The organism is Pseudomonas sp. NBRC 111130, from assembly GCF_001320485.1.
GTDB classification, from domain to species: domain Bacteria; phylum Pseudomonadota; class Gammaproteobacteria; order Pseudomonadales; family Pseudomonadaceae; genus Aquipseudomonas; species Aquipseudomonas vlassakiae.
On record NZ_BCBG01000035.1, the window covers coordinates 25,066 to 47,795 of the forward strand.

22 protein-coding genes are annotated in these 22,730 nt (G+C 62.5%); 15 read left to right on the top strand and 7 right to left on the bottom strand.

The window, feature by feature from the left end:
• The first annotated feature begins 192 nt into the window (after positions 1-192).
• Together APH33_RS16485 and APH33_RS16490 are read left to right on the top strand one after the other, a co-directional pair.
• Positions 193-885: a DNA-3-methyladenine glycosylase gene (locus APH33_RS16485; protein ID WP_054886167.1), complete on the top strand. Its 693-nt coding sequence runs from the start codon at positions 193-195 to the stop codon at positions 883-885.
• 3 nt (positions 886-888) lie between these two features.
• Complete coding sequence (locus APH33_RS16490; protein ID WP_054886168.1) at positions 889-2,205, top strand: bifunctional DedA family/phosphatase PAP2 family protein; 1,317 nt, start codon at positions 889-891, stop codon at positions 2,203-2,205.
• A 194-nt stretch (positions 2,206-2,399) separates the two neighbouring features.
• Here the strand turns inward: APH33_RS16490 and APH33_RS16495 are convergent, their stop codons facing one another.
• The 3 genes from APH33_RS16495 to APH33_RS16505 are packed head-to-tail and all read right to left on the bottom strand — an operon-like array spanning position 2,400 to position 4,078.
• Entirely contained in the window at positions 2,400-2,990 is a 591-nt protein-coding gene (locus APH33_RS16495) for an LON peptidase substrate-binding domain-containing protein (RefSeq protein ID WP_054886169.1), read from the bottom strand.
• A gap of 9 nt (positions 2,991-2,999) precedes the next feature.
• Positions 3,000-3,716 carry an LrgB family protein gene (locus APH33_RS16500; RefSeq protein ID WP_054886170.1) on the bottom strand — a complete coding sequence of 239 codons (717 nt, stop codon included), beginning with the start codon at positions 3,714-3,716 and terminating at the stop codon, positions 3,000-3,002.
• Positions 3,717-3,718: 2 nt separating this feature from the next.
• Positions 3,719-4,078, bottom strand: coding sequence for a CidA/LrgA family protein (locus APH33_RS16505; RefSeq protein ID WP_054886171.1), 360 nt, complete (start codon positions 4,076-4,078; stop codon positions 3,719-3,721).
• Positions 4,079-4,222: 144 nt separating this feature from the next.
• Between APH33_RS16505 and APH33_RS16510 the strand changes: the two genes are divergently transcribed.
• The 3 genes from APH33_RS16510 to APH33_RS16520 all read left to right on the top strand — a co-directional run bounded on the left by APH33_RS16510 (position 4,223) and on the right by APH33_RS16520 (position 7,274).
• Positions 4,223-4,678 carry a MaoC family dehydratase gene (locus tag APH33_RS16510; protein WP_054886172.1) on the top strand — a complete coding sequence of 152 codons (456 nt, stop codon included), beginning with the start codon at positions 4,223-4,225 and terminating at the stop codon, positions 4,676-4,678.
• A gap of 193 nt (positions 4,679-4,871) precedes the next feature.
• Entirely contained in the window at positions 4,872-6,605 is a 1,734-nt protein-coding gene (locus tag APH33_RS16515; protein WP_054886173.1) for a C13 family peptidase, read from the top strand.
• A 27-nt stretch (positions 6,606-6,632) separates the two neighbouring features.
• Positions 6,633-7,274: an oxidoreductase gene (locus APH33_RS16520; RefSeq protein WP_054886174.1), complete on the top strand. Its 642-nt coding sequence runs from the start codon at positions 6,633-6,635 to the stop codon at positions 7,272-7,274.
• Positions 7,275-7,280: 6 nt separating this feature from the next.
• On the opposite strand, the gene APH33_RS16525 is transcribed toward APH33_RS16520, so the two are convergent.
• The 4 genes from APH33_RS16525 to APH33_RS16540 all read right to left on the bottom strand — a co-directional run bounded on the left by APH33_RS16525 (position 7,281) and on the right by APH33_RS16540 (position 11,604).
• Complete coding sequence (locus APH33_RS16525; protein ID WP_054886175.1) at positions 7,281-7,568, bottom strand: YceK/YidQ family lipoprotein; 288 nt, start codon at positions 7,566-7,568, stop codon at positions 7,281-7,283.
• Complete coding sequence (gene ubiX / locus APH33_RS16530) at positions 7,565-8,194, bottom strand: flavin prenyltransferase UbiX (RefSeq protein WP_054886176.1); 630 nt, start codon at positions 8,192-8,194, stop codon at positions 7,565-7,567. Before ubiX ends, APH33_RS16525 begins: the two co-directional genes overlap by 4 nt.
• On the bottom strand, positions 8,191-9,540 hold the full coding sequence (gene mpl / locus APH33_RS16535) for a UDP-N-acetylmuramate:L-alanyl-gamma-D-glutamyl-meso-diaminopimelate ligase (protein ID WP_054886177.1): 1,350 nt from the start codon (positions 9,538-9,540) through the stop codon (positions 8,191-8,193). The genes ubiX and mpl overlap by 4 nt, the downstream gene beginning before the upstream one ends.
• A 69-nt stretch (positions 9,541-9,609) precedes the next feature.
• Positions 9,610-11,604 carry a sigma-54-dependent Fis family transcriptional regulator gene (locus APH33_RS16540; protein ID WP_054886178.1) on the bottom strand — a complete coding sequence of 665 codons (1,995 nt, stop codon included), beginning with the start codon at positions 11,602-11,604 and terminating at the stop codon, positions 9,610-9,612.
• A 255-nt stretch (positions 11,605-11,859) separates the two neighbouring features.
• Between APH33_RS16540 and APH33_RS16545 the strand changes: the two genes are divergently transcribed.
• The 10 genes from APH33_RS16545 to APH33_RS26725 all read left to right on the top strand — a co-directional run bounded on the left by APH33_RS16545 (position 11,860) and on the right by APH33_RS26725 (position 22,730).
• A complete protein-coding gene (locus tag APH33_RS16545; protein WP_054886179.1) occupies positions 11,860-13,380 on the top strand; it encodes an aldehyde dehydrogenase family protein in 1,521 nt (506 codons plus the stop codon).
• 215 nt (positions 13,381-13,595) lie between these two features.
• Entirely contained in the window at positions 13,596-15,044 is a 1,449-nt protein-coding gene (gene eat, locus APH33_RS16550; protein ID WP_054886180.1) for an ethanolamine permease, read from the top strand.
• A gap of 46 nt (positions 15,045-15,090) precedes the next feature.
• Positions 15,091-16,485 carry an ethanolamine ammonia-lyase subunit EutB gene (locus tag APH33_RS16555; protein ID WP_054886181.1) on the top strand — a complete coding sequence of 465 codons (1,395 nt, stop codon included), beginning with the start codon at positions 15,091-15,093 and terminating at the stop codon, positions 16,483-16,485.
• An 8-nt stretch (positions 16,486-16,493) separates the two neighbouring features.
• Entirely contained in the window at positions 16,494-17,312 is an 819-nt protein-coding gene (gene eutC, locus APH33_RS16560; protein WP_054886182.1) for an ethanolamine ammonia-lyase subunit EutC, read from the top strand.
• Between the two features lie 109 nt (positions 17,313-17,421).
• Positions 17,422-17,880, top strand: coding sequence for a GNAT family N-acetyltransferase (locus APH33_RS16565; protein ID WP_054886183.1), 459 nt, complete (start codon positions 17,422-17,424; stop codon positions 17,878-17,880).
• 285 nt (positions 17,881-18,165) lie between these two features.
• Entirely contained in the window at positions 18,166-18,813 is a 648-nt protein-coding gene (locus tag APH33_RS16570) for a DedA family protein (protein ID WP_054886184.1), read from the top strand.
• 8 nt (positions 18,814-18,821) lie between these two features.
• Entirely contained in the window at positions 18,822-19,637 is an 816-nt protein-coding gene (locus APH33_RS16575) for a zinc-dependent peptidase (RefSeq protein WP_054886185.1), read from the top strand.
• A 93-nt stretch (positions 19,638-19,730) separates the two neighbouring features.
• A complete protein-coding gene (gene ppa / locus APH33_RS16580) occupies positions 19,731-20,258 on the top strand; it encodes an inorganic diphosphatase (RefSeq protein WP_003255365.1) in 528 nt (175 codons plus the stop codon).
• Between the two features lie 176 nt (positions 20,259-20,434).
• Positions 20,435-21,133, top strand: coding sequence for a helix-turn-helix transcriptional regulator (locus APH33_RS16585; protein WP_054886186.1), 699 nt, complete (start codon positions 20,435-20,437; stop codon positions 21,131-21,133).
• 385 nt (positions 21,134-21,518) lie between these two features.
• Positions 21,519-22,730 (top strand): integrase arm-type DNA-binding domain-containing protein, encoded by a 1,212-nt coding sequence (locus APH33_RS26725; protein ID WP_082433624.1) that lies wholly within the window; start codon positions 21,519-21,521, stop codon positions 22,728-22,730.

The window sequence follows — 22,730 nt, forward strand, 5'->3', positions numbered from 1 at the left end:
TTGGCGAAGGGGAAATCGGCTGATTATAACTGCCGCGCAGGTATACGCCCAGCGGCGGGTGGCGGATGGTCGAAAATGGCTCGGTAGAATCCATAGGAAAGATGTAACCGCGCTTATCGAACTGTCCCGGTTCAGCCTCGATTAAGCTATTCATTGCTATCATCCCCGCCTTTACTGCCACGAACCGCCAGCATGCCAGCCTCAGCCCCCTGCCCTGCACGCGCCCTCCCCGACAGCTTCTTCGACCGCGACGCCCAGACCTTGGCCAAGGCGTTGCTGGGCAAAGTCATCCGTCATCGCCAAGGCGACCTGTGGCTGGCCGCGCGGATCATCGAGACCGAGGCCTACTACCTGACCGACAAAGGCAGCCACGCGTCGCTCGGCTACACCGAAAAACGCAAGGCGCTGTTCCTCGACGGCGGGCACATCTACATGTATTACGCCCGCGGCGGCGACTCGCTCAACTTCAGTGCCCAGGGCCCAGGCAACGCCGTGCTGATCAAGTCCGCCTATCCCTGGGTCGACGCCGTCTCCGATGCCAACAGCCTGGCGCAGATGCAACTGAACAACCCCGACGCCAGCGGCAACCTGCGCCCACCTGAGCGCCTGTGCGCCGGGCAGACCCTGTTGTGCAAGGCCATGGGCCTGAAAGTGCCGCACTGGGACGCACAACGGTTCGACCCCGAGCGCCTGTACGTCGAAGACTGCGGCATCGCCGTGCCAAGGGTGATCCAGACGGCACGGTTGGGCATTCCCCACGGGCGCGACGAGCACCTGCCGTACCGCTTCGTCGATGCCGAATACGCCCGTTTCTGCACCCGGAACCCGCTGCGCCGGGGCCAAGTCGAAGGGCAAGACTTTTTCACCATCAAACAAGGAAGCTGAAACATGGGCCAATGGCTCGACAGCCTGACCGGCTGGCTCAGCGCCAACCCCCAGTGGCTTGGCCTGGCGATTTTTTTGGTGGCGTGCGTTGAGTGCCTGGCCATTGCCGGCATCATCGTGCCGGGCACGGTACTGCTGTTTGCCGTTGCCGTGCTGGCCGGCAGTGGTGCATTCAGCCTGGGTGAAACCCTGCTGCTGGGGTTCCTCGGCGGCCTGCTCGGTGACGCTCTGTCATACACCGTCGGCAAGTACTTCCACCAGAACATCCGCCGCCTGCCGCTGCTGCGCCATCACCCCGAATGGATCGGCAGCGCCGAGGCCTACTTCCAACGCTACGGCATCGCCAGCCTGCTGGTCGGCCGCTTCATCGGCCCGCTGCGGCCGATGCTGCCAATGGTGGCCGGGATGTTCGATATGCCGCTGCCGCGCTTCATCGCCGTCAGCCTGGTGGCGGGTGCCGGTTGGTCGGTGGCCTATCTGCTGCCCGGCTGGGCCACCGGTGCGGCCATGCGCCTGCCCTTGCCAGAAGGTTTCTGGCTGGATGCCGGCATCATCGCCGGGACCCTGGCGGTACTGATCGGCCTGAGCCTGAACAGCAGCCTGCGCGATCAGCGTCATGGTACCCGGCTGATCGCCGGCCTCAGCTTCATCGCACTGACGGCGGTGTTTCTTGGCTGGCCCTACCTGCAGGCATTCGATCAGGGCGTGATGACGCTGGTGCAGGAGCACCGTAGCAAAGCCATTGACGGCACCGTGGTGCTGGTGACCCGGTTGGGCGACTTCAAGACCCAGTTTTTCCTGGGAGGTTTGCTGACCGGCTTGCTGCTCCTGGCGCGTCAGTGGCGCCATGCCCTGTTCGCGGGCGGTACGCTGATGGGCACGGCGCTGGCCAATGGCACGCTCAAATGGCTGTTCGCCCGTGCCCGCCCGGAAGTACTGAGCGACCCTTTGACCAGCTACAGCATGCCCAGCGGGCACAGTTCGGCATCGTTCGCATTCTTCCTGACCCTGGCGGTGCTGGCAGGGCGCGGCATGCCGCCGCGCATGCGCCTGACCTGGGTGATGCTGGGCTGCATCCCGGCGCTGGCGATTGCCTTGTCGCGGGTGTACCTGGGTGCCCATTGGCCGACCGACATCATGGCCGGTGCCCTGCTGGCCTGTTGCGTGTGCGCCCTGAGCCTGACCCTGGTGCAGCATCGGCAGCCGCTGACGGCACTGCCGCAAAAAGTCTGGTGGCTGGTGCTGCCGGCGTGTATCGCGCTGCTGGCGTTCTTTGCCATGCATGCGCTGCCCCACGCCCTGCTGCGTTACCAATATTGAGATAGCCTGCACCAGCCTCTTCGCGGCTAAAGCCGCTCCCACAGGATCATCACCAGCGTCCAGGCGTGCGCTGTACTTGTGGAGCCGCGCCAGCTTTAAGCTATTGAGCAAGACAGTTGCTTCTACAGGGATCGCACATTACCTGCAGGAGCGACTTTAGCCGCGAAGAGGCCGGTACGGGCCACTGAGCTCAATCAGGCGAACAACTCACCCTGGATGCGCTCCAGCAGCTTCTGGATCTCTTCCAGCCGCTGCGCCGGCGAGTCGATCGCCAGCAAGTCCAGCTTGTCCTCTTCCATGAACGGCAACAGGTAAGCCAGTTGGTTGGCCAGGGCCTGGCGCCCGTCGACGTCCCGCGGCATGTCCAGCGCCTCGACCATCGGATGCTCGCCCAGGGCCACCAACAGCGCCAGCAAGTCATCATCGTGATCGGTGAGCGGGCTGTCCGGCTGCTCCGCCAGCCAATGCACCTCGCCGACCAGCAATTGATCCTTCTGCACTTCGGTCTGGCTCAACTCGAAGCGCCGTACACCTTCCACGCGAATGCCCAGCAAGCCGTTGTCCTGCTGGACGAAGTCACGAATCATGGCCTCGCAACCGATCGAAGCCACCACCGGCGGCGCCTTGCCGACCTGCTCGCCTTCGACGATGCACACCACGCCAAAGCCAGTGCCCTGCTTCATGCAGCGGCCAATCATGTCCAGGTAGCGCGCCTCGAAGATCTGCAGATCCAGCAGGCAACCGGGAAACAACACGGTATTGAGGGGAAACAGCGGTAGCGTCATCACAACTCCTCAAGCCACCAGGCTGACCGCCAACGGCAGGAACACCGCCGTGGCCACCCCCATCAGGCTCATCGCCAGCGCGGCAAAAGCGCCGCACTCGTCACTTTCCTGCAAGGCCACCGAAGTGCCCACGGCATGAGCCGTCACACCTAGCGACATGCCACGCGCCTCCGGGCTGTGCACACCCAGACGGGTCAGCAGTGCGGGGCCGAAGATTGCCCCGATCACCCCGGTAATCAACACGAACACGGCCGCCAGCGCCGCCACGCCACCTATCTGTTCCGCCACCAGCATGGCGATCGGCGAAGTGACCGATTTCGGCGCCATGGTCATCAGGATCATGTGTTCGGCACCGAACCACCACCCCAGCAGCAAGCAGCAGACCGTGGCGAACAGGCCTCCGATTACCAGCGTAGTAAAAGTCGGCCAGAACAGCTGCCGGATGCGCCGAAGGTTGAGATAGAGCGGCACCGCCAGGGCCACGGTGGCGGGACCGAGGAGGATGTTCATGATTTCGGTACTTTTGCGGTATTCGCCGTAGCTGATGCCGCAGGTCAGCAGCACGCCGATCACCAGCAGCATCGACACCAATACCGGTTGCAGGAACAGCCAGCGGGTCTTTTCGTAGGCAGCCAGCACTATCTGGTACGCGCCCAACGTGATCCCGATACCGAACAAGGGATGGTGGATGACCGCGTCGAGCGCGCCCTGCCAATCAAAGATCATGGCTACTCCTCGTGCTTGCCGTGTTGGCGGTCGATTAGCTTCTGCATCAGCAGGCCGACGAACACCAGGGTGACCAGGCAGGAAATCAGCAACGCACCGGCAATCGCCCAGAAGTCTGCGGCAATGTCCTTGGCGTAGACCATCACCCCCACCGCCGGTGGCACCAGCAGCAATGGCAGGTAACGTAGCAGGCTACCGGCGGCCTCGCTCAGCGGCTTGCCGACCTCGCCGCGAGCCATGAGGAAAAACAGCAGCAGCAACAGGCCGATGATCGGGCCCGGCAGAATCGGCACACACAAGTGATTGAGCGCCGTACCCAGCAGCTGAAACAGCACCAGCCAGGTCAAACCACGCAACAGCATAAGGATCTCCTTCAGGCACGCCGCGTCATTATAAGCACGCGTTACGTATAAGCCGATATTCGCCGAAATGCGGGCTTCTTGACTGAAACGGTTCGCCGTGCTGATCTTGCACTTTCGTACCAAATGACAACCTGGAGAGTCGCGATGCCCTATGTACCGGTAAATGAGCTATCGCAGTACGTTGGAAAGGAGCTGGGACGTTCCGACTGGCTGAAGATCGACCAGCAGCGCATCAACCTGTTCGCTGAAGCCACCGGCGATTTCCAGTTCATCCATGTCGACCCGGAAAAGGCGGCGAAAACCCCGTTCGGCACCACCATCGCGCATGGTTTTCTGACCTTGTCGCTGATCCCCATGCTGATGATGGACATCCTGGTACTGCCTGAGGGGTTGAAGATGGTGGTCAATTATGGACTCGACAGCGTGCGTTTCATCCAGCCGGTAAAGGTCGACAGCAAGGTTCGACTGAAGGTGGACCTGGGTGAGGTGACCGAGAAGAAGCCGGGGCAGTGGCTGCTCAAGGCGACCGCTACCCTGGAGATCGAAGGCGAAGAGAAGCCGGCCTATATCGCTGAACCCCTCTCGCTCTGCTTCGTCTGAACCGGCCGCTTCGCGGCGGTTCGACGGCTCGGTGAACCCGCTTGCACAGGATCGCCACACGGCCAGGCCTTGTGCCGTACCTGTCGGAGCGGGTTCACCCGCGAACAATCCAACACTGCTTTCGATTGGATCACAGATACCTGCGCCCCGTATTCTGCGGCATACTCGGCAGACCTTTTGCCCGGATTCCGCCATGCGTCCACTGCTCCCCCTCGCACTGACCCTGATGCTCGCAGCCTGTGGCGATGGTGAATCATTGTCCCCGCCTGACGCGCGCCTGCCCGACGGTGGCCGCTACCGTGGGCAGGTGGTCGATGGGTTGCTGCAGGGCGAGGGACGCATCGACTACCCCAACGGCAGCTGGTACGCCGGCAGCTTCAAGGACGGCCAGTGGCACGGCCAGGGCGAGTGGCACGGCAGCAATGGCGAGATCTACCGAGGCCAGTTCGACAAGGGACTGTTCCACGGGCTGGGCGACCTGACCACCCCCGGCAGCCACTATGCCGGCACCTTCAGCCACGGTCGACGTGACGGTGAAGGTACGCTCAAGCAGGCCGACCTGACCTACCGCGGCCAATTCAAGGATGACCAGTACGAAGGCGCAGGCGAACTGGAAATGGCCGACGGCAGCCGCTACCAAGGCCTGTTCGCCAGAGGCAAACCCAATGGCGCCGGCGTGCGCAGCGATGCCAGCGGTAACCAGTTCAGCGGCCGCTTCGTCGATGGCCAGTTGCAGGGCAGCGGCACCTACGACAGTGTCGATGGCGAGCAATACATCGGCGAGTTCAAGGACAACCGCCTGGAGGGCCGTGGCCGCTACGAGAACGCCGACGGCGACGTCTGGATAGGCGAGTTCAAGGACGGTTCGCTGACCGGCGAAGGCGAATTGCTCGGCAGCGACGGCAGCCACTACAAAGGCACCTTCGTCGACTGGCACCTGTCTGGCCAAGGCAGTCTGCAGTTGCCGGATGGCAGCAAGTACGTCGGCGGTTTCGACAACGACGCCTACCAGGGCCACGGCAAGCTGACGCTGGCCAGCGGCCAGGTCGAAAGCGGCTTCTGGGTCAATGGCGTGCGCGTACGTGACCAGAAAGGCAAGCTTCTGCCCGACCCGCTGGACCTGGCCCTGCTCAATCAGGGCCGCCTGCTCGATGAAGCGCTGGCGCGGGTACCGCGCTCGGCGCCGCCCGTCCAGCTGTACAGCCTGGTAGTGGCCGGTGATGGTCAGCAGAGCGTGTTCCTGCGCGAAGCCGACTATGTCAGCAATATGCTCAATGTGCGTTTCGGTGCCCGTGGCCAGGTCACCTTGGTCAACCACCGCGACCAGATGACCACCCGCCCCATGGCCACCCGCGAGAACCTCAGCCGCGCCGCCCGTACCCTGGCCGAACGCAGCGGCCCGGAAGACCTGATCTTCATCTACCTGACCAGCCACGGCAGCCAGGACCACCAACTGGTGCTCGACCAACCGCGCCTGCAGCTGGCCGACCTGTCCGCCGACGAATTGGCCAGCGCCCTGGCCCCGCTCAAGGACCGCGACAAGATCATTGTCATCTCCGCCTGTTATTCAGGTGGCTATATCCCCCCGCTCAAGGATGACCGCACGCTGATCATGACCGCCGCCCGTGCCGACCGGGTGTCGTTCGGGTGCTCGGAAGAAGCTGACTTCACCTACTTCGGCGATGCCTTGTTCGCCGAGGCCTTGAACCAGACCGATGACCTGAAACAAGCGTTTGAACTGGCGCGCGCCAGTGTTGCCGAACGAGAACGGAGGGAAGGTTTCGAGGCCTCCGAACCCCAGATCTGGGCGCCGCCCGCAGTACTGGCACACTGGCAGCAACTGCGTAAGCACCAAGCCGAGGAAGCCTTGCGTAATGCGGCACAGGCCAAGCCGGAGGAACAGGCAAAAACGCCTGCCAGCCGCTAAGCTTGTGTGTAACAAGGGAGAGACATCATGTATTTGACGCCTCAGCATGTCCTGCTTGCCGGTGCCACCGGCCTAACCGGTGAGCACCTGCTCGACCGCCTGCTCAACGAACCCACCATCAGTCGCGTGCTGGCCCCGACCCGTCGGCCATTGGCCGAGCACCCCCATCTGGAAAACCCGGTGGGCGACCCCGCAGTGTTTCTCCCGCAACTGGCCGGCCGGGTCGATATTGCCTATTGCTGCCTGGGCACCACCCTCAAGCAGGCGGGCTCGGAGCAAGCGTTTCGCGCCGTCGATCTGGACATGGTCGTGGCCTTCAGCAAGCGCGCACGGGAAATGGGTGCGCGCCACCTGCTGGTTGTCAGCGCCTTGGGTGCCGACCCCAAGTCGCCGATCTTCTACAACCGCGTCAAAGGCGAAATGGAAGAAGCGCTAAAGGCTCAGGACTGGCCACAACTGACCATCGTGCGGCCATCGTTGCTACTCGGTGAACGGCTGGAACCACGCCTGGGTGAAAAGCTGGCCTCACCGTTCTCGAAGTTGATGCCGGGTAAATATCGCGGGATCGAGGCATGCACACTGGCACGGGCGTTGTGGCGCCTGGCGCTGGAAGAAGAAGATGGAATCCGCGTGATCGAGTCCGACGAGTTACGCAGGCTCGGCAAGTAATAGCCGCTACAGCCCACCCGTAGCCTGAAACCCTATGCCTGCCGCCGTCAGCAATGACAGCGGCAGGAACAGCGTGTCCAGCAGCATGCTGCCAGGCAGGTCCAGGTGAGGATACGCCGGTGCCTCGGCTCCAAAGCGATCCTTGGGGCAGCAGCCACCGTTGATCACGTACATATCCAGCCGGGTCCCGGCATACACCACCGGCGCCCCAGGCTTGTTGGCGTCCAGCGTGCGCACCGTGGCGCAGCCGCCGAGCAGACTGGCCGCCAGCAATCCAGCCAGGCAGCGTTTCAATCATCAGCCCCGAAATGATGCTCGCCCCAGCGCGGCAGCATGTCCTGCGGAATGTTCAGCAGGTTGAGAATGCGCGCCACGACGAAGTCGATCAGGTCATCGATGGTCTGCGGCTGGTGATAGAACCCCGGCGCCGCTGGCAGGATCATTGCCCCCATCTGTGACAGCTTGAGCATGTTCTCCAGGTGAATGGTCGAGAACGGTGCCTCGCGTGGCACCAGGATCAGTTGCCGACGCTCCTTGAGGGTGACGTCGGCGGCTCGCTCGATCAGGTTGTTGCAGGCGCCGGTGGCGATTGCCGACAAGGTACCGGTTGAACACGGCACCACCACCATCGCCGCTGGCGCTCCAGAGCCCGAAGCCACCGGCGACATCCAGTCTTCCTTGCCATAGACACGGATCTGCCCATCGGCAGCACCCGTGTATTCGGTGAGAAACGCCTGCATGGCCTGCGGCTTGGCCGGCAGGAGTACGTCGGTCTCGGTGGCCATCACCAGTTGCGCGGCCTTGGAGATGAGGAAATGCACCTCGCGGTCCTCGCGCACCAGGCAATCGAGCAGGCGCAGGCCATATTGCACGCCGGAGGCGCCAGTCATGGCCAGGGTGATGCGTTCCGGACCGCTCACTGCAGTGCCTCGGCCAGCTTGCCATGCAGGCCGCCAAAGCCGCCATTGCTCATGATCACCACATGAGTACCTGGGCGAGCCTGGCCCTTGACCCGGTCGATGATCGCGTCAAGGCTGTCGGCCACCACGCTGGGCACCTTGCATTGCGCGGCAGTGCCGGCCAGGTCCCAACCCAGGTTGGCGGGCGCGTACCAGATCACCTGGTCGGCGTCATTGACGCTTTCCGGCAGGCCATCTCGATGGGCGCCCAGCTTCATGGAGTTGGAGCGCGGCTCGATGATGGCGATGACCGGCGCTTCACCCACTCGCTTGCGCAGGCCGTCGAGCGTGGTAGCAATGGCAGTCGGATGGTGGGCGAAATCATCGTAGATGGTCACGCCCTGGACTTCAGCCACCTTTTCCATGCGCCGCTTGACGCTCTTGAACGCACTCAGGCCTTCGATACCCATTGCTGGCACCACGCCAACATGACGGGCGGCGGCCAGCGTGGCGAGGGCGTTGGCGACGTTGTGCTGACCGGTCAGGGCCCAGTCCACCACGCCCTGCACCTCACCCTCGAACAGCACCTCGAAACGCGAACCGTCGGCATTGAGCAGGCGAGCCTGCCACTGGCCACCTTCACCGGTGGTCTGCACCGGGGTCCAGCAGCCCATGCCGATCACACGCTCCAGCGCCTGCTCGGTGGTCGGGTGAATGACCAGGCCTTCGCTCGGGATGGTCCGTACCAAGTGGTGGAACTGCCGCTCGATGGACGCCAGGTCAGGGAAGATGTCCGCGTGATCGAACTCAAGGTTGTTGAGGATCGCGGTGCGCGGGTGGTAATGCACAAACTTCGAACGCTTGTCGAAGAAGGCGCTGTCGTATTCGTCGGCCTCGACCACGAAGAACGGTGTGCCGCCCAGGCGCGCCGACACCGAGAAGTTCTGCGGTACGCCGCCGATCAGGAAGCCCGGGCTCATGCCGGCATGCTCCAGCACCCAGGCCAGCATGCTGCTGGTGGTGGTCTTGCCGTGGGTGCCCGCCACGGCCAGCACCCAGCGGCCCTGCAGCACATGGTCAGCCAGCCACTGCGGGCCGGATACATAAGGCAGGCCCTTGTTCAGCACATATTCCACCGCCGGGTTGCCCCGCGACATGGCGTTGCCGATCACTACCAGATCAGGTGCAGGGTCCAGCTGAACCGGGTCGTAGCCCTGGGTCAGCTCGATGCCCTGGGCTTCGAGCTGGGTGCTCATGGGCGGATAGACGTTGGCGTCGGAGCCGGTGACGCGGTGGCCGAGCTCTTTGGCCAGCACGGCCAGCGAACCCATGAAAGTGCCGCAAATACCGAGAATATGAATATGCATGGTCGACCTCGCAAAACTTCGAGGCAGGGTAGCCCAGAGCGAGAAAAATCGCACACGCTGTTTCGGTTATTACACGCGGCTAATGCCGTGTTTTCGTAATTTTCGATATAAGGTATTGCGGCTGATGCCCAGGTGCTCGGCGACCCGGGTCAGATGCCAGTGTTTTGCTTCCAGCACTTCCATCAGCGCCTGGCGTTCTGCGCTCTGCAATACATCGCCCCTCACTGAGACCTCAGGCTCGACACCGCCCCTGTGGGAGCGGGCATGCCCGCGAAGAGGCCCGACCTGGGAATGCAAGGCGAGGCCGTTGCCCTCGTTCGCGGGCATGCCCGCTCCCACAGAGGGCGCGTATGTCCTGAAGATGGAGGGAAGGTCCAGGAACCGGATGATGGTGTCTTCGCACAGCGCCACCAAGGTCCGTAGCACGTTACGCATCTGCCGGACGTTCCCCGGCCAGGCGAAGCCAAGCAGTGCCTGACGCGCCTCGGGCGCCAATCGGACCACCTGCCCCTGTGCCTCTTGATGCAGCAGGAAATCCAGCAACCGTTCCTTGTCACTACGCTCGCGCACCGCTGGCAGCGCCACCTCCAGGCCATTGAGCCGGTAGTACAGATCCTCACGGAAACTGCCCTGCTCCACCCGCTCCAGCAAATCCCGGTGGGTGGCACTGACGATGCGCACATCCACCGCCTGCGGCTCACCGCCAATCGGCACCACCTGGCGCTCTTCCAGCACCCGCAACAGGCGGGTCTGCAAGGCCAGTGGCATATCGCCAATCTCGTCCAGCAACAAAGTACCGCCGTCGGCCTGCAACAGCTTGCCACGCATGCCCTCCTTGCGCGCCCCGGTGAAGCTGCCACCGCGGTAGCCGAACAGCTCACTTTCGATCAGGCTCTCAGGGATCGACGCACAGTTGACCGCCACGAACGGCTTGCCACAGCGCTGGCTGGCCTGGTGCACGGCTTGGGCAAAGGCTTCTTTACCGCAACCGGTCTCGCCGCGCAGCAGCAGCGGCACATCGCGCTCGAACACACGCACGGCACGTTGAAAATCGTGTTGCAGGGCCGGGTCCAGCAAGCAGATACCCGGCGCTGCGGCAGGCCTGGCCTGGGGCTGGCTGGCCGGCACCGTCCATCGCGGCGCCTGCGCCTGGCCGCGCAGGCTGGCGAACACCTGGCGTCCATCACGGGTGCGCAACGGCCAGACCGTACTGCCGCCTGGCGTAGCGCGGCTGAACAGCTCGTCGTGGCTGCAGGCGAAGAACATCTCCAGCGGTTTGCCCAACACGCCCCCGCGAATGGTGCCGAGCAGGTTCAGCGCACTCTGGTTGGCGGCGCAGATCCGGCCATCGCCATCGAACGCCAACAACCCTTCACTGAACTGGCCGACCGACTCCGCCTGCACGTGGATGCGCAGCAACCACTGCTGCTCGAAATGACGCAGGAAATAGCAGCTCTCGATCATCTTCGCCGAAAGGTTCACCAGCGCCATGGTGTGGAACTGGCTCTGGCGCGACACGTCCGGGCGCGCCGAGGACACATCGAGCACCGCCAGCAGTTCACCATGGGGGTCGAACACCGGGCTCGCCGAGCAGGTCAGCCCGGTATGGCGGCCGCGAAAGTGCTCATTCTGGTGAATGGTCAGGGCCTGGCGCTCGACCAGGCAGGTGCCGATGCCATTGGTACCCTCGCGTGCCTCGCTCCAGTCCGCGCCCAGCCACAGCCCGGCACGCTCGAAGTTGCGCCGCTCGCTGGGCGCGGTGACACAGTTGAGGATCACCCCACGGGCGTCGGTCAGCAGCACCGCATGGCCGGCTCCAGACAGCTGCTGGTGCAGGCTGTTCATTTCGCTGTCGGCGATTTTCAGCACCTGGCGCAGGCGCTCGCGGCTCTCCAGCAGGCGGCCGTGCTCAAGCACCACCGGTGCCTCGATCACTGACGGGTCGAGGTGGTAATCGTCGAGGCAGCGCAGCCAGGAGCGGGCAATGGAAGGATCGCTGCCCGCTTCTCCACGGGCAACGGTATGCACTTGCTGGGCATGTCGGCTGAATGAGTTGCTCTGCATTTGTTGTTGTTCTCCGCAGATAGAGATTCAGGCCAGCATCCTCCACCTGCGCAGGCTTTGCAACGTACCTGCCGGCACCGTGTCGCAAACGGTACAAAGTGTCACCCCGGCCGTGCCAAGCCTGGCACAGCGCACCTTGCCGCGGCGCCAAAGCATGACCCAAGTCATTGATTCCACGAGGGTGCACCACGCTGGCCCAACCTTTGCTCTACGCTTTCCAACTCCTCAACAAACATAACAGCCAGGAGACACACCATGCGTTACGCACATCCCGGTACCGAGGGCGCGAAGGTTTCCTTCAAGAACCGCTACGGCAACTTCATCGGTGGCGAATTCGTGGCCCCCGTCAAAGGCCAGTACTTCGACAACACTTCCCCGGTGAACGGCCAGCTGATCGCCGAATTCCCGCGTTCCACTGCCGAAGACATCGAAAAAGCCCTGGATGCCGCCCATGCCGCCGCCGACGCCTGGGGCCGCACTTCGGTACAGGACCGCTCCAACATCCTGCTGAAGATTGCCGACCGTATCGAGCAGAACCTGGAAATCCTGGCCATTACCGAAACCTGGGACAACGGCAAGCCGATCCGCGAAACCCTCAACGCCGATATCCCGCTGGCCGTCGACCACTTCCGCTACTTTGCCGGCTGCATCCGCGCCCAGGAAGGCGGCGCTGCCGAAATCAACGAAAACACCGTGGCCTACCACATCCACGAGCCACTGGGTGTGGTCGGGCAGATCATCCCGTGGAACTTCCCGATCCTGATGGCCGCCTGGAAGCTTGCCCCAGCCCTGGCCGCCGGCAACTGCGTGGTGCTCAAGCCGGCCGAACAGACGCCGCTGGGCATCACCGTGCTGGTCGAGCTGATTGCCGACCTGCTGCCCAAAGGCGTGCTCAACGTGGTGCAAGGCTATGGCCGCGAGGCCGGTGAAGCATTGGCCACCAGCAAGCGCATCGCCAAGATCGCCTTCACCGGCTCCACCCCGGTCGGCTCGCACATCATGAAATGCGCGGCCGAGAACATCATCCCGTCCACCGTCGAGCTGGGTGGCAAGTCGCCGAACGTGTACTTCGAAGACATCATGCAGGCCGAGCCGAGCTTCATCGACAAGGCCGCCGAAGGCATGGTGCTGGCGTTCTTCAACCAAGGCGAGGTGTGCACCTGCCCATCGCGCGCGCTGGTGCAGGAGTCGATCTACCCGCAGTTCATGGAAGTGGTGATGAAGAAGGTGCTGCAAATCAAGCGCGGCGACCCGCTCGACACCGACACCATGGTCGGCGCCCAGGCCTCGCAGCAGCAGTTCGAGAAGATCCTCTCGTACCTCGACATCGCCCAGCAGGAAGGCGCCGAGCTGCTGACCGGCGGCAAAGTGGAAAAACTCGAAGGCTCGCTGGCCACCGGTTACTACATCCAGCCGACCCTGCTCAAAGGCAACAACCGCATGCGCGTGTTCCAGGAAGAAATCTTCGGCCCGGTGGTCAGCGTCACCACCTTCAAGGACGAAGCCGAAGCCCTGGCGATTGCCAACGACACCGAGTTCGGCCTCGGTGCCGGCGTGTGGACCCGCGACATCAACCGCGCCTACCGCATGGGCCGTGGTATCAAGGCCGGCCGCGTGTGGACCAACTGCTACCACCTGTACCCGGCGCATGCCGCATTCGGTGGCTACAAGAAGTCCGGCGTCGGCCGTGAAACCCACAAGATGATGCTCGACCACTACCAGCAGACCAAAAACCTGCTGGTGAGCTACGACATCAACCCGTTGGGCTTCTTCTAAACCGCGTCGCGCCCTTCGCGGGCACGCCCGCTCCCACAGGAATCGCGCAAGATTCCAGGCCTGTGCAGTACCTGTGGGAGCGGGCTTGCCCGCGAAGAGGCCAGACTTGCTACCACAATCTTCAGAGCCAAAACCGCTCTGGCTCGCTTCCTGCAGTACCTATCACCATCGGCCCGGACCCCTTCCGGCCATCAAGAAAAAGAACAGGTGAATCTATGCCAAGCGATCATTCCGCCGGCGTGCCGGCAGGGTCTTCCGTCGACTTCGAAAAGGTCGGTTCGGACTATTTCCAGCAACGTGAACTGAAGAAAGGCGCCGCCGGCTGGGTACTGCTGGTAGGCCTGGGCGTTGCTTACGTGATTTCCGGCGACTACGCCGGCTGGAACTTCGGCCTCGCCCAAGGTGGCTGGGGCGGCATGTTCCTCGCCACCTTGCTGATGGCCACCATGTACCTGTGCATGTGCTTCTCGCTGGCCGAGCTCTCCTCGATGATCCCCACCGCTGGCGGCGGCTACGGTTTTGCCCGCAGCGCCTTCGGCCCGTGGGGCGGCTTTTTGACCGGCACGGCGATCCTCATCGAGTACGCCATCGCCCCCGCCGCCATCGCCACGTTCATCGGCGCCTACTGCCAGTCATTGTTCGGCATCGGCGGCTGGATGATTTACCTGGCGTTCTATGTAGTGTTTATCGGCATTCACATCTTCGGCGTGGGTGAAGCGCTGAAACTGATGTTCATCATCACCGCGGTCGCAGCCATTGCCCTGGCGGTATTCCTGGTGGCCATGGTGCCCCATTTTGATGCAGCCAACCTGTTCGACATCGCCAAAACGGACGCCGCAGGCGCCAGCAGCTTCCTGCCATTCGGCTATGTCGGCGTGTGGGCCGCGATCCCCTATGCCATCTGGTTCTTCCTCGCCGTGGAAGGCGTGCCACTGGCCGCTGAAGAAACCAAGAACCCCAAGCGCGACCTGCCCCGCGGCCTGATCGGCGCAATGCTGGTACTGCTGGCGTTCGCCCTGCTGATCCTGGTGGTCGGCCCTGGCGGCGCAGGGTCCGAAGCCCTGAAGGCCTCCGGCAACCCGTTGGTCGAGGCGCTGGCCAAGGCTTACGGCGGTTCTACCTGGATGGGCAGTTTCGTCAACCTGGTGGGCCTGGCCGGCCTGATCGCCAGTTTCTTCTCGATCATCTACGCCTATTCGCGGCAGATCTTCGCCCTTTCGCGGGCGGGCTACCTGCCCCGCAAACTGTCGGAAACCAACAAGAGCAAGGCCCCGGTCATGGCGCTGGTGATCCCCGGCCTCATCGGCTTCGCCCTGTCGCTGACTGGCCAGGGTGACCTGCTGATCCTGGTGGCGGTATTCGGTGCCACACTGTCGTATGTGCTGATGATGGCCGCGCACATTACCCTGCGTATCCGTCGGCCAAAAATGGAGCGCCCTTACCGCACCCCAGGCGGCATCTTCACCTCGGGCCTGGCCCTGGTGCTGGCCTGTATCGCCGTGGTCGCGGGCTTCCTGGTCGACCCACGGGTGGTGATTGGCGCTGCCGTGATCTATGCGGTATTCATCGCCTATTTTGCGTTGTACAGCCGCCACCACCTGGTTGCGGGCACACCGGAAGAGGAATTCGCCGCGATCCAGAAGGCCGAAGAGGCGCTGCACTGATCAAAGCCACCTGCCGCGGGCCAGCCCGCGGCTCTGGAGATTCTGTATGGCAAGTTTCGTACACACGGTAGGCCACCTGGTCTATCGCTTCGACAGCCTCAAGGACGTGATGGCCAAGGCCAGCCCGGCCCGTTCCGGGGACTTTTTGGCCGGTGTCGCCGCCAGCAACGACGGCGAACGGGTGGCCGCACAGATGGCCCTGGCCAACATCCCGCTGACGCATTTTCTGAATGAAGCGTTGATCCCCTACGAACAGGACGAAATCACCCGGCTGATCGTCGACACCCACGACGCCCAGGCCTTCGCTCCGGTCAGCCACCTGACCGTTGGCGGCCTGCGCGACTGGCTGCTCAGCGAAGAAGCTGACGAGCAGAGCCTGCGCGCCCTCGCCCCTGGGCTGACCCCGGAAATGGCCGCCGCCGTGTCGAAGATCATGCGTGTGCAGGACCTGGTGCTGGTGGCGCAGAAGATCCGCGTGGTGACCCGGTTCCGCGGCACCATGGGCTTGCGCGGGCGCCTGTCGACCCGCCTGCAACCCAACCACCCGACCGACGAGCCGGCCGGTATCGCCGCCAGCATCCTCGACGGCCTGCTCTACGGCAACGGCGACGCCATGATCGGCATCAACCCGGCCACCGACAGCATCGCCTCGATCTGCGCCCTGCTGGAAATGCTCGACGCCATCATCCAGCGCTATGACATTCCTACCCAGGCCTGCGTGCTGACCCACGTCACCACCTCGATCGAAGCGATCAACCGCGGCGTGCCGCTGGACCTGGTGTTCCAGTCGATCGCTGGCACCGAGGCGGCCAACGCCGGCTTCGGCATCAACCTTAACGTGCTGCAGGAAGGCTACGAGGCCGGCCTGTCGCTCAGGCGCGGCACCCTCGGGCAGAACCTGATGTACTTCGAAACCGGCCAGGGCAGCGCGCTGTCGGCCAATGCCCACCACGGCGTCGACCAGCAAACCTGCGAGACCCGCGCCTACGCCGTGGCTCGCCACTTCAAGCCGTTCCTGGTCAACACCGTGGTCGGCTTCATCGGCCCCGAATACCTGTACAACGGCAAGCAGATCATCCGCGCCGGCCTCGAAGACCACTTCTGCGGCAAGCTGCTCGGCGTGCCGATGGGCTGCGACATCTGCTACACCAACCACGCCGAAGCCGACCAGGACGACATGGACACCCTGCTGACCTTGCTGGGCGTGGCCGGGATCAACTTCATCATGGGCATCCCAGGCTCCGACGACATCATGCTCAACTACCAGACCACGTCGTTCCACGATGCGCTGTATGCGCGCCAGACCCTGGGCCTGAAGCCCGGGCCGGAATTCGAAGCCTGGTTGCAACGCACCGGCATCTTCACCCAGGCCGATGGCCGCGTGCGCTTTGGCGACAACCTGCCGCCGGCATTCCGCCAGGCGTTGGCACAGCTGGCCTAGAGGTGACCATGGCAGACCGATCCCCAATCCCTGAAAATCCTTGGCTGGCCCTGCGCAACCTGACCCCGGCACGCATCGCCCTGGGCCGTTGCGGCACCAGCCTGCCTACCGCTGCGCAACTGGACTTCCAGTTCGCCCACGCCCAGGCCCGTGACGCCGTGCACCTGGCCTTCGACCACGCCACCCTGAGTGAACAGCTCAAGGACCATGGCCGCGACAGCCTGGTGCTGCACAGCGCTGCCAGTGATCGCCACCAGTACCTGCAACGTCCCGACCTGGGACGGCGGCTGAACGACGATTCGGCCGAGCGCTTGCGCCAGCATGCCCAGGCCAACCCCGAAGGCGTCGACCTGGCCATCGTGGTCGCCGACGGCCTCTCGGCCCTGGCCGTGCACCGCCATACCCTGCCATTCCTGGCCCGCTTCGAGGAGCAGGCCGCAGCCGATGGCTGGACCAGCGCCCCGGTGGTGCTGGTCGAGCAAGGCCGGGTTGCCGTGGCGGACGAAGTGGGCCAATTGCTCGGTGCACGCATGACCGTGATGCTGATCGGTGAGCGCCCAGGGCTGAGCTCGCCAGACAGCCTGGGCCTGTATTTCACCTACGCACCAAAGGTCGGCCTGACCGATGCCTACCGCAACTGCATCTCCAACATCCGCCTGGAGGGTCTGAGTTACGGCATGGCAGCCCACCGCCTGCTATACCTGATGCGCGAAGCCTGCCGGCGGCAGCTTTCCGGTGTGAATCTGAAGGACGAAGCCGAGGTCCATAGCATCGACAGTGAAAACACCCCCAACCAGCGCGGCAATTTCCTGCTCGGTGAAGGTTAAAGAACCTGTAACGGAAGGCGGATTGCACTGACGGCCAGCATTGGGGCAGCATGCCCATGAAAGCTGCAGGCATTCCGCCGTTTCCCCAAATGGACTCTGAGGGCCGCACATGCGCATCATCAAGGCAACCCTGGAACACCTCGACCTGCTCACCCCGCTGTTCGTCAGATACCGCGAGTTCTACGGGCAGCTGCCTTTCCCCGACAGCTCGCGTGCCTTTCTCGAGAAACGCCTCAAACGCGACGAATCGGTGATCTACCTGGCCTTGGCGGATGACGATGACGGTAAATTGCTCGGTTTTTGTCAACTGTACCCGAGCTTTTCATCGCTTTCGCTGAAACGCGTATGGATCCTCAACGACATCTTTGTCGCCGAAGACTCGCGGCGCATGCTGGTGGCCGACCATCTGATGCGCGAGGCCAAGAAAATGGCCAAGCAGACCCAGGCCGTGCGCATGCGGGTATCGACCAGTGCCAACAACGAGGTGGCGCGCAAGACCTATGAGTCGATCGGCTTTCGCAAGGACACCGAGTTCGAGAACTACATCCTGCCGATCAGCCAGGACTGACCTGTACCGTCCTCTTCGCGGGCACGCCCGCTCCCACAGGTACTGCACAGCCCTTGAGCCTTGTGTGGTACCTGTGGGAGCGGGCGTGCCCGCGAAGAGGACGGCACAGGCGCACACAGTAACCCCCCGCTACAAACTCTACGGGCAGGTTTCCTACTTGGCCGTATAATGCTTCGACCTGTCATGTGTGAAAATTTACCCACTCACAGGTTAGTCATGCCGACGCCGAGGGCATTGTCGGTCATCGCATGCCCGTATAGGCGGGCAAGAACACAGGTGCTGTACATGGAATTCAACCCGCTGGACTTAATCCTGCATCTCGATGCCTACCTCGATCTGCTGGTCACCAACTACGGCCCCTGGATCTATGCGATCCTGTTTGCTGTGATCTTCTGCGAAACCGGCCTGGTGGTGATGCCGTTCCTGCCGGGCGACTCGTTGTTGTTCATCGCTGGCGCCGTGGCCGCCGGTGGCGGGATGGACCCGGTCCTGCTGGCAGGCCTGCTGATGGCCGCCGCCATCCTCGGCGACAGCACCAACTACATCATCGGCCGCACCACAGGCGAAAAACTGTTCAGCAACCCCAATTCGAAGATCTTCCGCCGCGACTACCTGCAGCGGACCCACGACTTCTATGAACGCCATGGCGGCAAGACCGTAACCATGGCACGCTTCCTGCCGATCCTGCGCACCTTCGCGCCGTTCGTGGCCGGTATCGCGCACATGCACTACCCGCGTTTCCTGGGCTTCAGCGTGGCCGGTTCGTTGCTGTGGGTCGGTGGCCTGGTGACCCTGGGCTACTTCTTCGGCAATGTGCCGTTCATCAAGCAGCACCTGTCGCTGATGGTGGTCGCCATCATCCTGCTATCCCTGGTACCGATGATCCTCGGCCTGCTGCGCAGCCGCCTGGGCCGCACCGCCAAGGCCCACTGACAGCAGACATGTGGTCCTTCAGCGCCTGGCGGCGCAAGCGCACACTCGCGCGCTACCCGATCGACCCACAGCAATGGCAGGTGATCCGTGATCGCCTGCCGATGCTCGATGGCATCACCGATGCCGAAGACCAGTGGCTGCGCGAAGCCTGCATCCTGTTCCTGCTCGACAAGCACCTGACCACCCTCCCCGGGGTCGAGCTGGACGACGAGCAGCGCCTGTTTCTCGCCGCCCAGGCGCAGCTGCCACTGCTGCACCTGGGCGAGTTGAACTGGTACCAGGGCTTCCACGAGATCATTCTCTACCCCGATGACTTCAAGAGCCCGCAGCGCCACCGCGATGCCACTGGCGTGGAGCACGCGTGGGATGCCGAACACAGCGGCGAAGCCTGGCAGCAGGGGCCGATCATCCTGGCCTGGGCCGGGGTGCTGGCCAGTGGCGGCTGGGAGGCCTACAACCTGGTGATACACGAGCTGGCACACAAACTCGACATGCTCAATGGCGATGCCAACGGCCTGCCGCCGCTGCACCCGGGCATGCGCGTGGAAGACTGGGCAGCGGCCATGCAGCAGGCCTACGACGACCTCAACCGCCAGCTCGACGCCGACCCCGATGCTGAAACCGCCATCGACCCCTACGCGGCGGAAAACCCGGCGGAATTCTTCGCCGTCACCAGCGAGTATTTCTTCAGCGCTCCCGACCTGCTGCAGCAGGCTTATCCACAGGTGTACCAGCAGCTGTCGCTATTCTACCGGCAGAACCCGCTCGAGCGCCTGCTGAAGCTGCAGGCCGGGCATCCGGATTACCGCGAAAGCCACGCCTGATGCGGCCGCACATCCGTGCACACGTGGCATGGCCTGGCGGAATGTGCCTATAATCGCCGCCACTTTTTTGATCAAACACGGGGGCACTGCCCAATGAGCTACAGCAAGATTCCGGCTGGCAAAGACCTGCCGAACGACATCTACGTCGCCATCGAGATCCCGGCCAACCACGCGCCGATCAAGTATGAAATCGACAAGGACAGCGACACCCTGTTCGTCGATCGCTTCATGGCCACCCCGATGTTCTACCCGGCCAACTACGGTTTCATCCCGAACACCCTGGCCGACGACGGTGATCCGCTGGACGTGCTGGTCGTGACCCCATACCCGGTTGCTCCTGGCTCGGTTATCCGTGCCCGTCCGGTCGGCGTGCTGAACATGACCGACGACGGCGGCGGCGACGCCAAGGTTATCGCCGTGCCTCACGACAAGCTGAGCCAGCTGTACGTCGACGTGAAGGAATACACCGACCTGCCAGCCCTGCTGATCCAGCAGATCGAGCACTTCTTCGCGAACTACAAGGATCTGGAGAAGGGCAAGTGGGTCAAGATCGAAGGCTGGGAAGGCGCCGACGCCGCCCGCGCCGCGATCACCAAATCGGTCGCTGCCTACAAAGGCTGATACCGTTTTGCATAAAAAACCCCGCCTCAGCGGGGTTTTTTATGGGTTACGCGGAAGGCAGGTAAAAAATCCTACGCAGCCCTACACCTTCGCCCTACATCCAAGCATTTTTCACACCGTTCATATCAACATCACGTTCATTTCGCTACTGGCAACCGGCCGCTACACTCGGCCTCATGAACAGATCCGGTGACCGACTCAAGGCACTCCTCCGGGAATGTGGCCTGACCCCCTCAGACTTCGCTGCCCAGCGCCGCGTGACGTCGCAGCACATCAACAACTGGTTCACCCGCGGCATCCCGATTGCCCGCCTCGACGAAATGGCCGAGTTGTTCTGTGTGCAGCGCCGCTGGCTGCAAACGGGCGAAGGCCCGAAGCACCCGCATTCGCTTCTGCGCATGTATGCGCCACAGGCAATGCCGATAGACGCATTCGGTGCGTCATCGGACCAACTTGTGCCCCTGGTGCAAGTACCCTTCCACGATCTGCGCAACGGCCAGCTCATCGCGATCGACGGCCATCACCTGGCAATGCCGGCACCTGCGCTGGAGGCTTTGGCCGTACCCGTGGAGCAAGCCATCTGCATGACCATGCCGGCTGCCAATATGGCGCCGTGGATTCCACGCGATGCCATCCTGGCGATCGACCTAAGCTACACCCGGGTGGTTGATGGCGAGATCTATGCCCTGCTGCACAACGGCAGGCTCAGGGTGAACAGCCTGAGCCTCGGCCACCAAGGCACCCTGTGCCTGCACAGCCACAACCGGCGTGAGGTGGTGGAGCGCTACACACCGTTACAGCGCAAGGCGCAGAAGCTGGAGGTACTCGGCTGGGTGTTCCACTGGTCGCATTACCGCCAGCGACGCCCCGGCTGACACGCCCTGTGCCATTTTTTGCTGGGCATACCGCGCCAGCCCTTGTATGCTACGCGGCACATTCAGCCCCGGCCGGCGCAAGCCGCGTTCCAGAGGGCTCGGCGACGCTCCACACGACCGTTTGCCATCTCTTTCAGGCCCTTGCTGGCCACACAGTTAAGGCGGTTGCGACTTACCATAAATTAGTCGGAACCGTCCCCGAGAAGCCGGCCACAAGCCGGCTTTTTATTTGTCCGAAACTTTCCTATCTCGTCCGAGAATCTTCCTGATAGCCTTGTTTCATGGGGCTCTCAAGGTTCCTTCTGTCCGACAACGTCCGAATGCATGCAAAGGCGTCTGCGGTCTGATGGGGGGACAATTGGGGGGACAATAAAAGGGGATCATCTTGAGTAAGCTCAATCCTAAGCAGGTTGAAAACCTGGCTAAGCCTGGCACCTACGAAGATGGCGAAGGTCTCCGTCTGGTTGTGAAGGCGTCGGGCCGCAAATCATGGGTTTTCCGTTTCCAGCTCAATGGGCGCAGACGGGAAATGGGTCTTGGGGCCTATCCTGATGTGAGTTTGAAGAACGCCAGAATTGATGCCAGCGAAAAACGCAGACTGCTTACCGCCGGGGTTGACCCGCTGGTCGCCCGTGATGAAGAGCGTGCGCTATTAAAAGAGGCGAATCGCGTCAACGAAGCCAAGCAAGTAACATTTGAAATGCTCGCCACTGATTACTGTCGGGCTCACGGGGCTACATGGTCCGAAAAGTGGCGTAGAGGCTGGTTAAGAAAACTTGAGCTTTACGCATTTGAACACATAGGGAAGCTGCCAGCGGCAGATGTTGGCACAGGCGAAATCCTCAAGGTTCTACAACCTATTTGGGCAACTAAAACAAGAACAGCTGACGAGGTTCGAGGCCAACTTGAGCAAATACTGGACGCTGCCAAGGCCCGCGATCTCAGGCAGGGAGAGAATCCCGCCCGCTGGCGCGGACACTTGGACAACCTGCTAAGCCGCGCGGATAAGAAAAAGGCACGGAAACGTGAACATTACCAAGCTTTGAAATGGCAAGACGTACCTGAGTTGATGGGTAAGCTTTCATCGCACACTACCCCCTCATCATGGGCTGCCCAGTTGCTGATTTTGACTGGAGCACGCGCACACATGGTCAGATTCGCTCGCTGGGATGAGTTTAACCTAGAGTCCAACATCTGGTCATTGCCGGCCGAACGAATGAAGATGCGAGTAGCCTTTTCTATTCCTCTCGCGAACCAAGTGCAAAAGCTGCTGCGGAGTATCCCTAGAGTTGATGATAACCCCTATCTTTTCCCCGGCAGCGGAAAAACAGGCGTTATGCATGCAAACGCAGTCCGCACGCTCTTACATGAATTGGGATATACACAAGTTACCCGGCATGGCTTCCGCTCTTCCTTTCGAGACTGGGCAGGAGAATGTACGAACTACCCAAGGGAAGTATGTGAGATGGCATTAGCACATGACGAACGGGACCAGTCTGAGGGCGCATATTCACGTACAGATTTCTTGGATAAACGCCGCGACCTTATGACTGACTGGGCAAACTACATATTGGCTCAAATCCCGGCCGAAACATAA

Coding starts and splice junctions, on each gene's coding strand:
- mpl (WP_054886177.1), bottom strand. CDS start 9,540: ATGCATATTCATATTCTCGGTATTTGCGGCACTTTCATGGGTTCGCTG.
- APH33_RS16545 (WP_054886179.1), top strand. CDS start 11,860: ATGCGTTACGCACATCCCGGTACCGAGGGCGCGAAGGTTTCCTTCAAG.
- APH33_RS16555 (WP_054886181.1), top strand. CDS start 15,091: ATGGCAAGTTTCGTACACACGGTAGGCCACCTGGTCTATCGCTTCGAC.
- APH33_RS16540 (WP_054886178.1), bottom strand. CDS start 11,604: ATGCAGAGCAACTCATTCAGCCGACATGCCCAGCAAGTGCATACCGTT.
- APH33_RS16585 (WP_054886186.1), top strand. CDS start 20,435: ATGAACAGATCCGGTGACCGACTCAAGGCACTCCTCCGGGAATGTGGC.
- APH33_RS16490 (WP_054886168.1), top strand. CDS start 889: ATGGGCCAATGGCTCGACAGCCTGACCGGCTGGCTCAGCGCCAACCCC.
- APH33_RS16495 (WP_054886169.1), bottom strand. CDS start 2,990: ATGACGCTACCGCTGTTTCCCCTCAATACCGTGTTGTTTCCCGGTTGC.
- APH33_RS16570 (WP_054886184.1), top strand. CDS start 18,166: ATGGAATTCAACCCGCTGGACTTAATCCTGCATCTCGATGCCTACCTC.
- APH33_RS16520 (WP_054886174.1), top strand. CDS start 6,633: ATGTATTTGACGCCTCAGCATGTCCTGCTTGCCGGTGCCACCGGCCTA.
- APH33_RS16500 (WP_054886170.1), bottom strand. CDS start 3,716: ATGATCTTTGATTGGCAGGGCGCGCTCGACGCGGTCATCCACCATCCC.
- APH33_RS16510 (WP_054886172.1), top strand. CDS start 4,223: ATGCCCTATGTACCGGTAAATGAGCTATCGCAGTACGTTGGAAAGGAG.
- ppa (WP_003255365.1), top strand. CDS start 19,731: ATGAGCTACAGCAAGATTCCGGCTGGCAAAGACCTGCCGAACGACATC.
- APH33_RS16485 (WP_054886167.1), top strand. CDS start 193: ATGCCAGCCTCAGCCCCCTGCCCTGCACGCGCCCTCCCCGACAGCTTC.
- APH33_RS16575 (WP_054886185.1), top strand. CDS start 18,822: ATGTGGTCCTTCAGCGCCTGGCGGCGCAAGCGCACACTCGCGCGCTAC.
- eat (WP_054886180.1), top strand. CDS start 13,596: ATGCCAAGCGATCATTCCGCCGGCGTGCCGGCAGGGTCTTCCGTCGAC.
- eutC (WP_054886182.1), top strand. CDS start 16,494: ATGGCAGACCGATCCCCAATCCCTGAAAATCCTTGGCTGGCCCTGCGC.
- APH33_RS16505 (WP_054886171.1), bottom strand. CDS start 4,078: ATGCTGTTGCGTGGTTTGACCTGGCTGGTGCTGTTTCAGCTGCTGGGT.
- APH33_RS16565 (WP_054886183.1), top strand. CDS start 17,422: ATGCGCATCATCAAGGCAACCCTGGAACACCTCGACCTGCTCACCCCG.
- APH33_RS16515 (WP_054886173.1), top strand. CDS start 4,872: ATGCGTCCACTGCTCCCCCTCGCACTGACCCTGATGCTCGCAGCCTGT.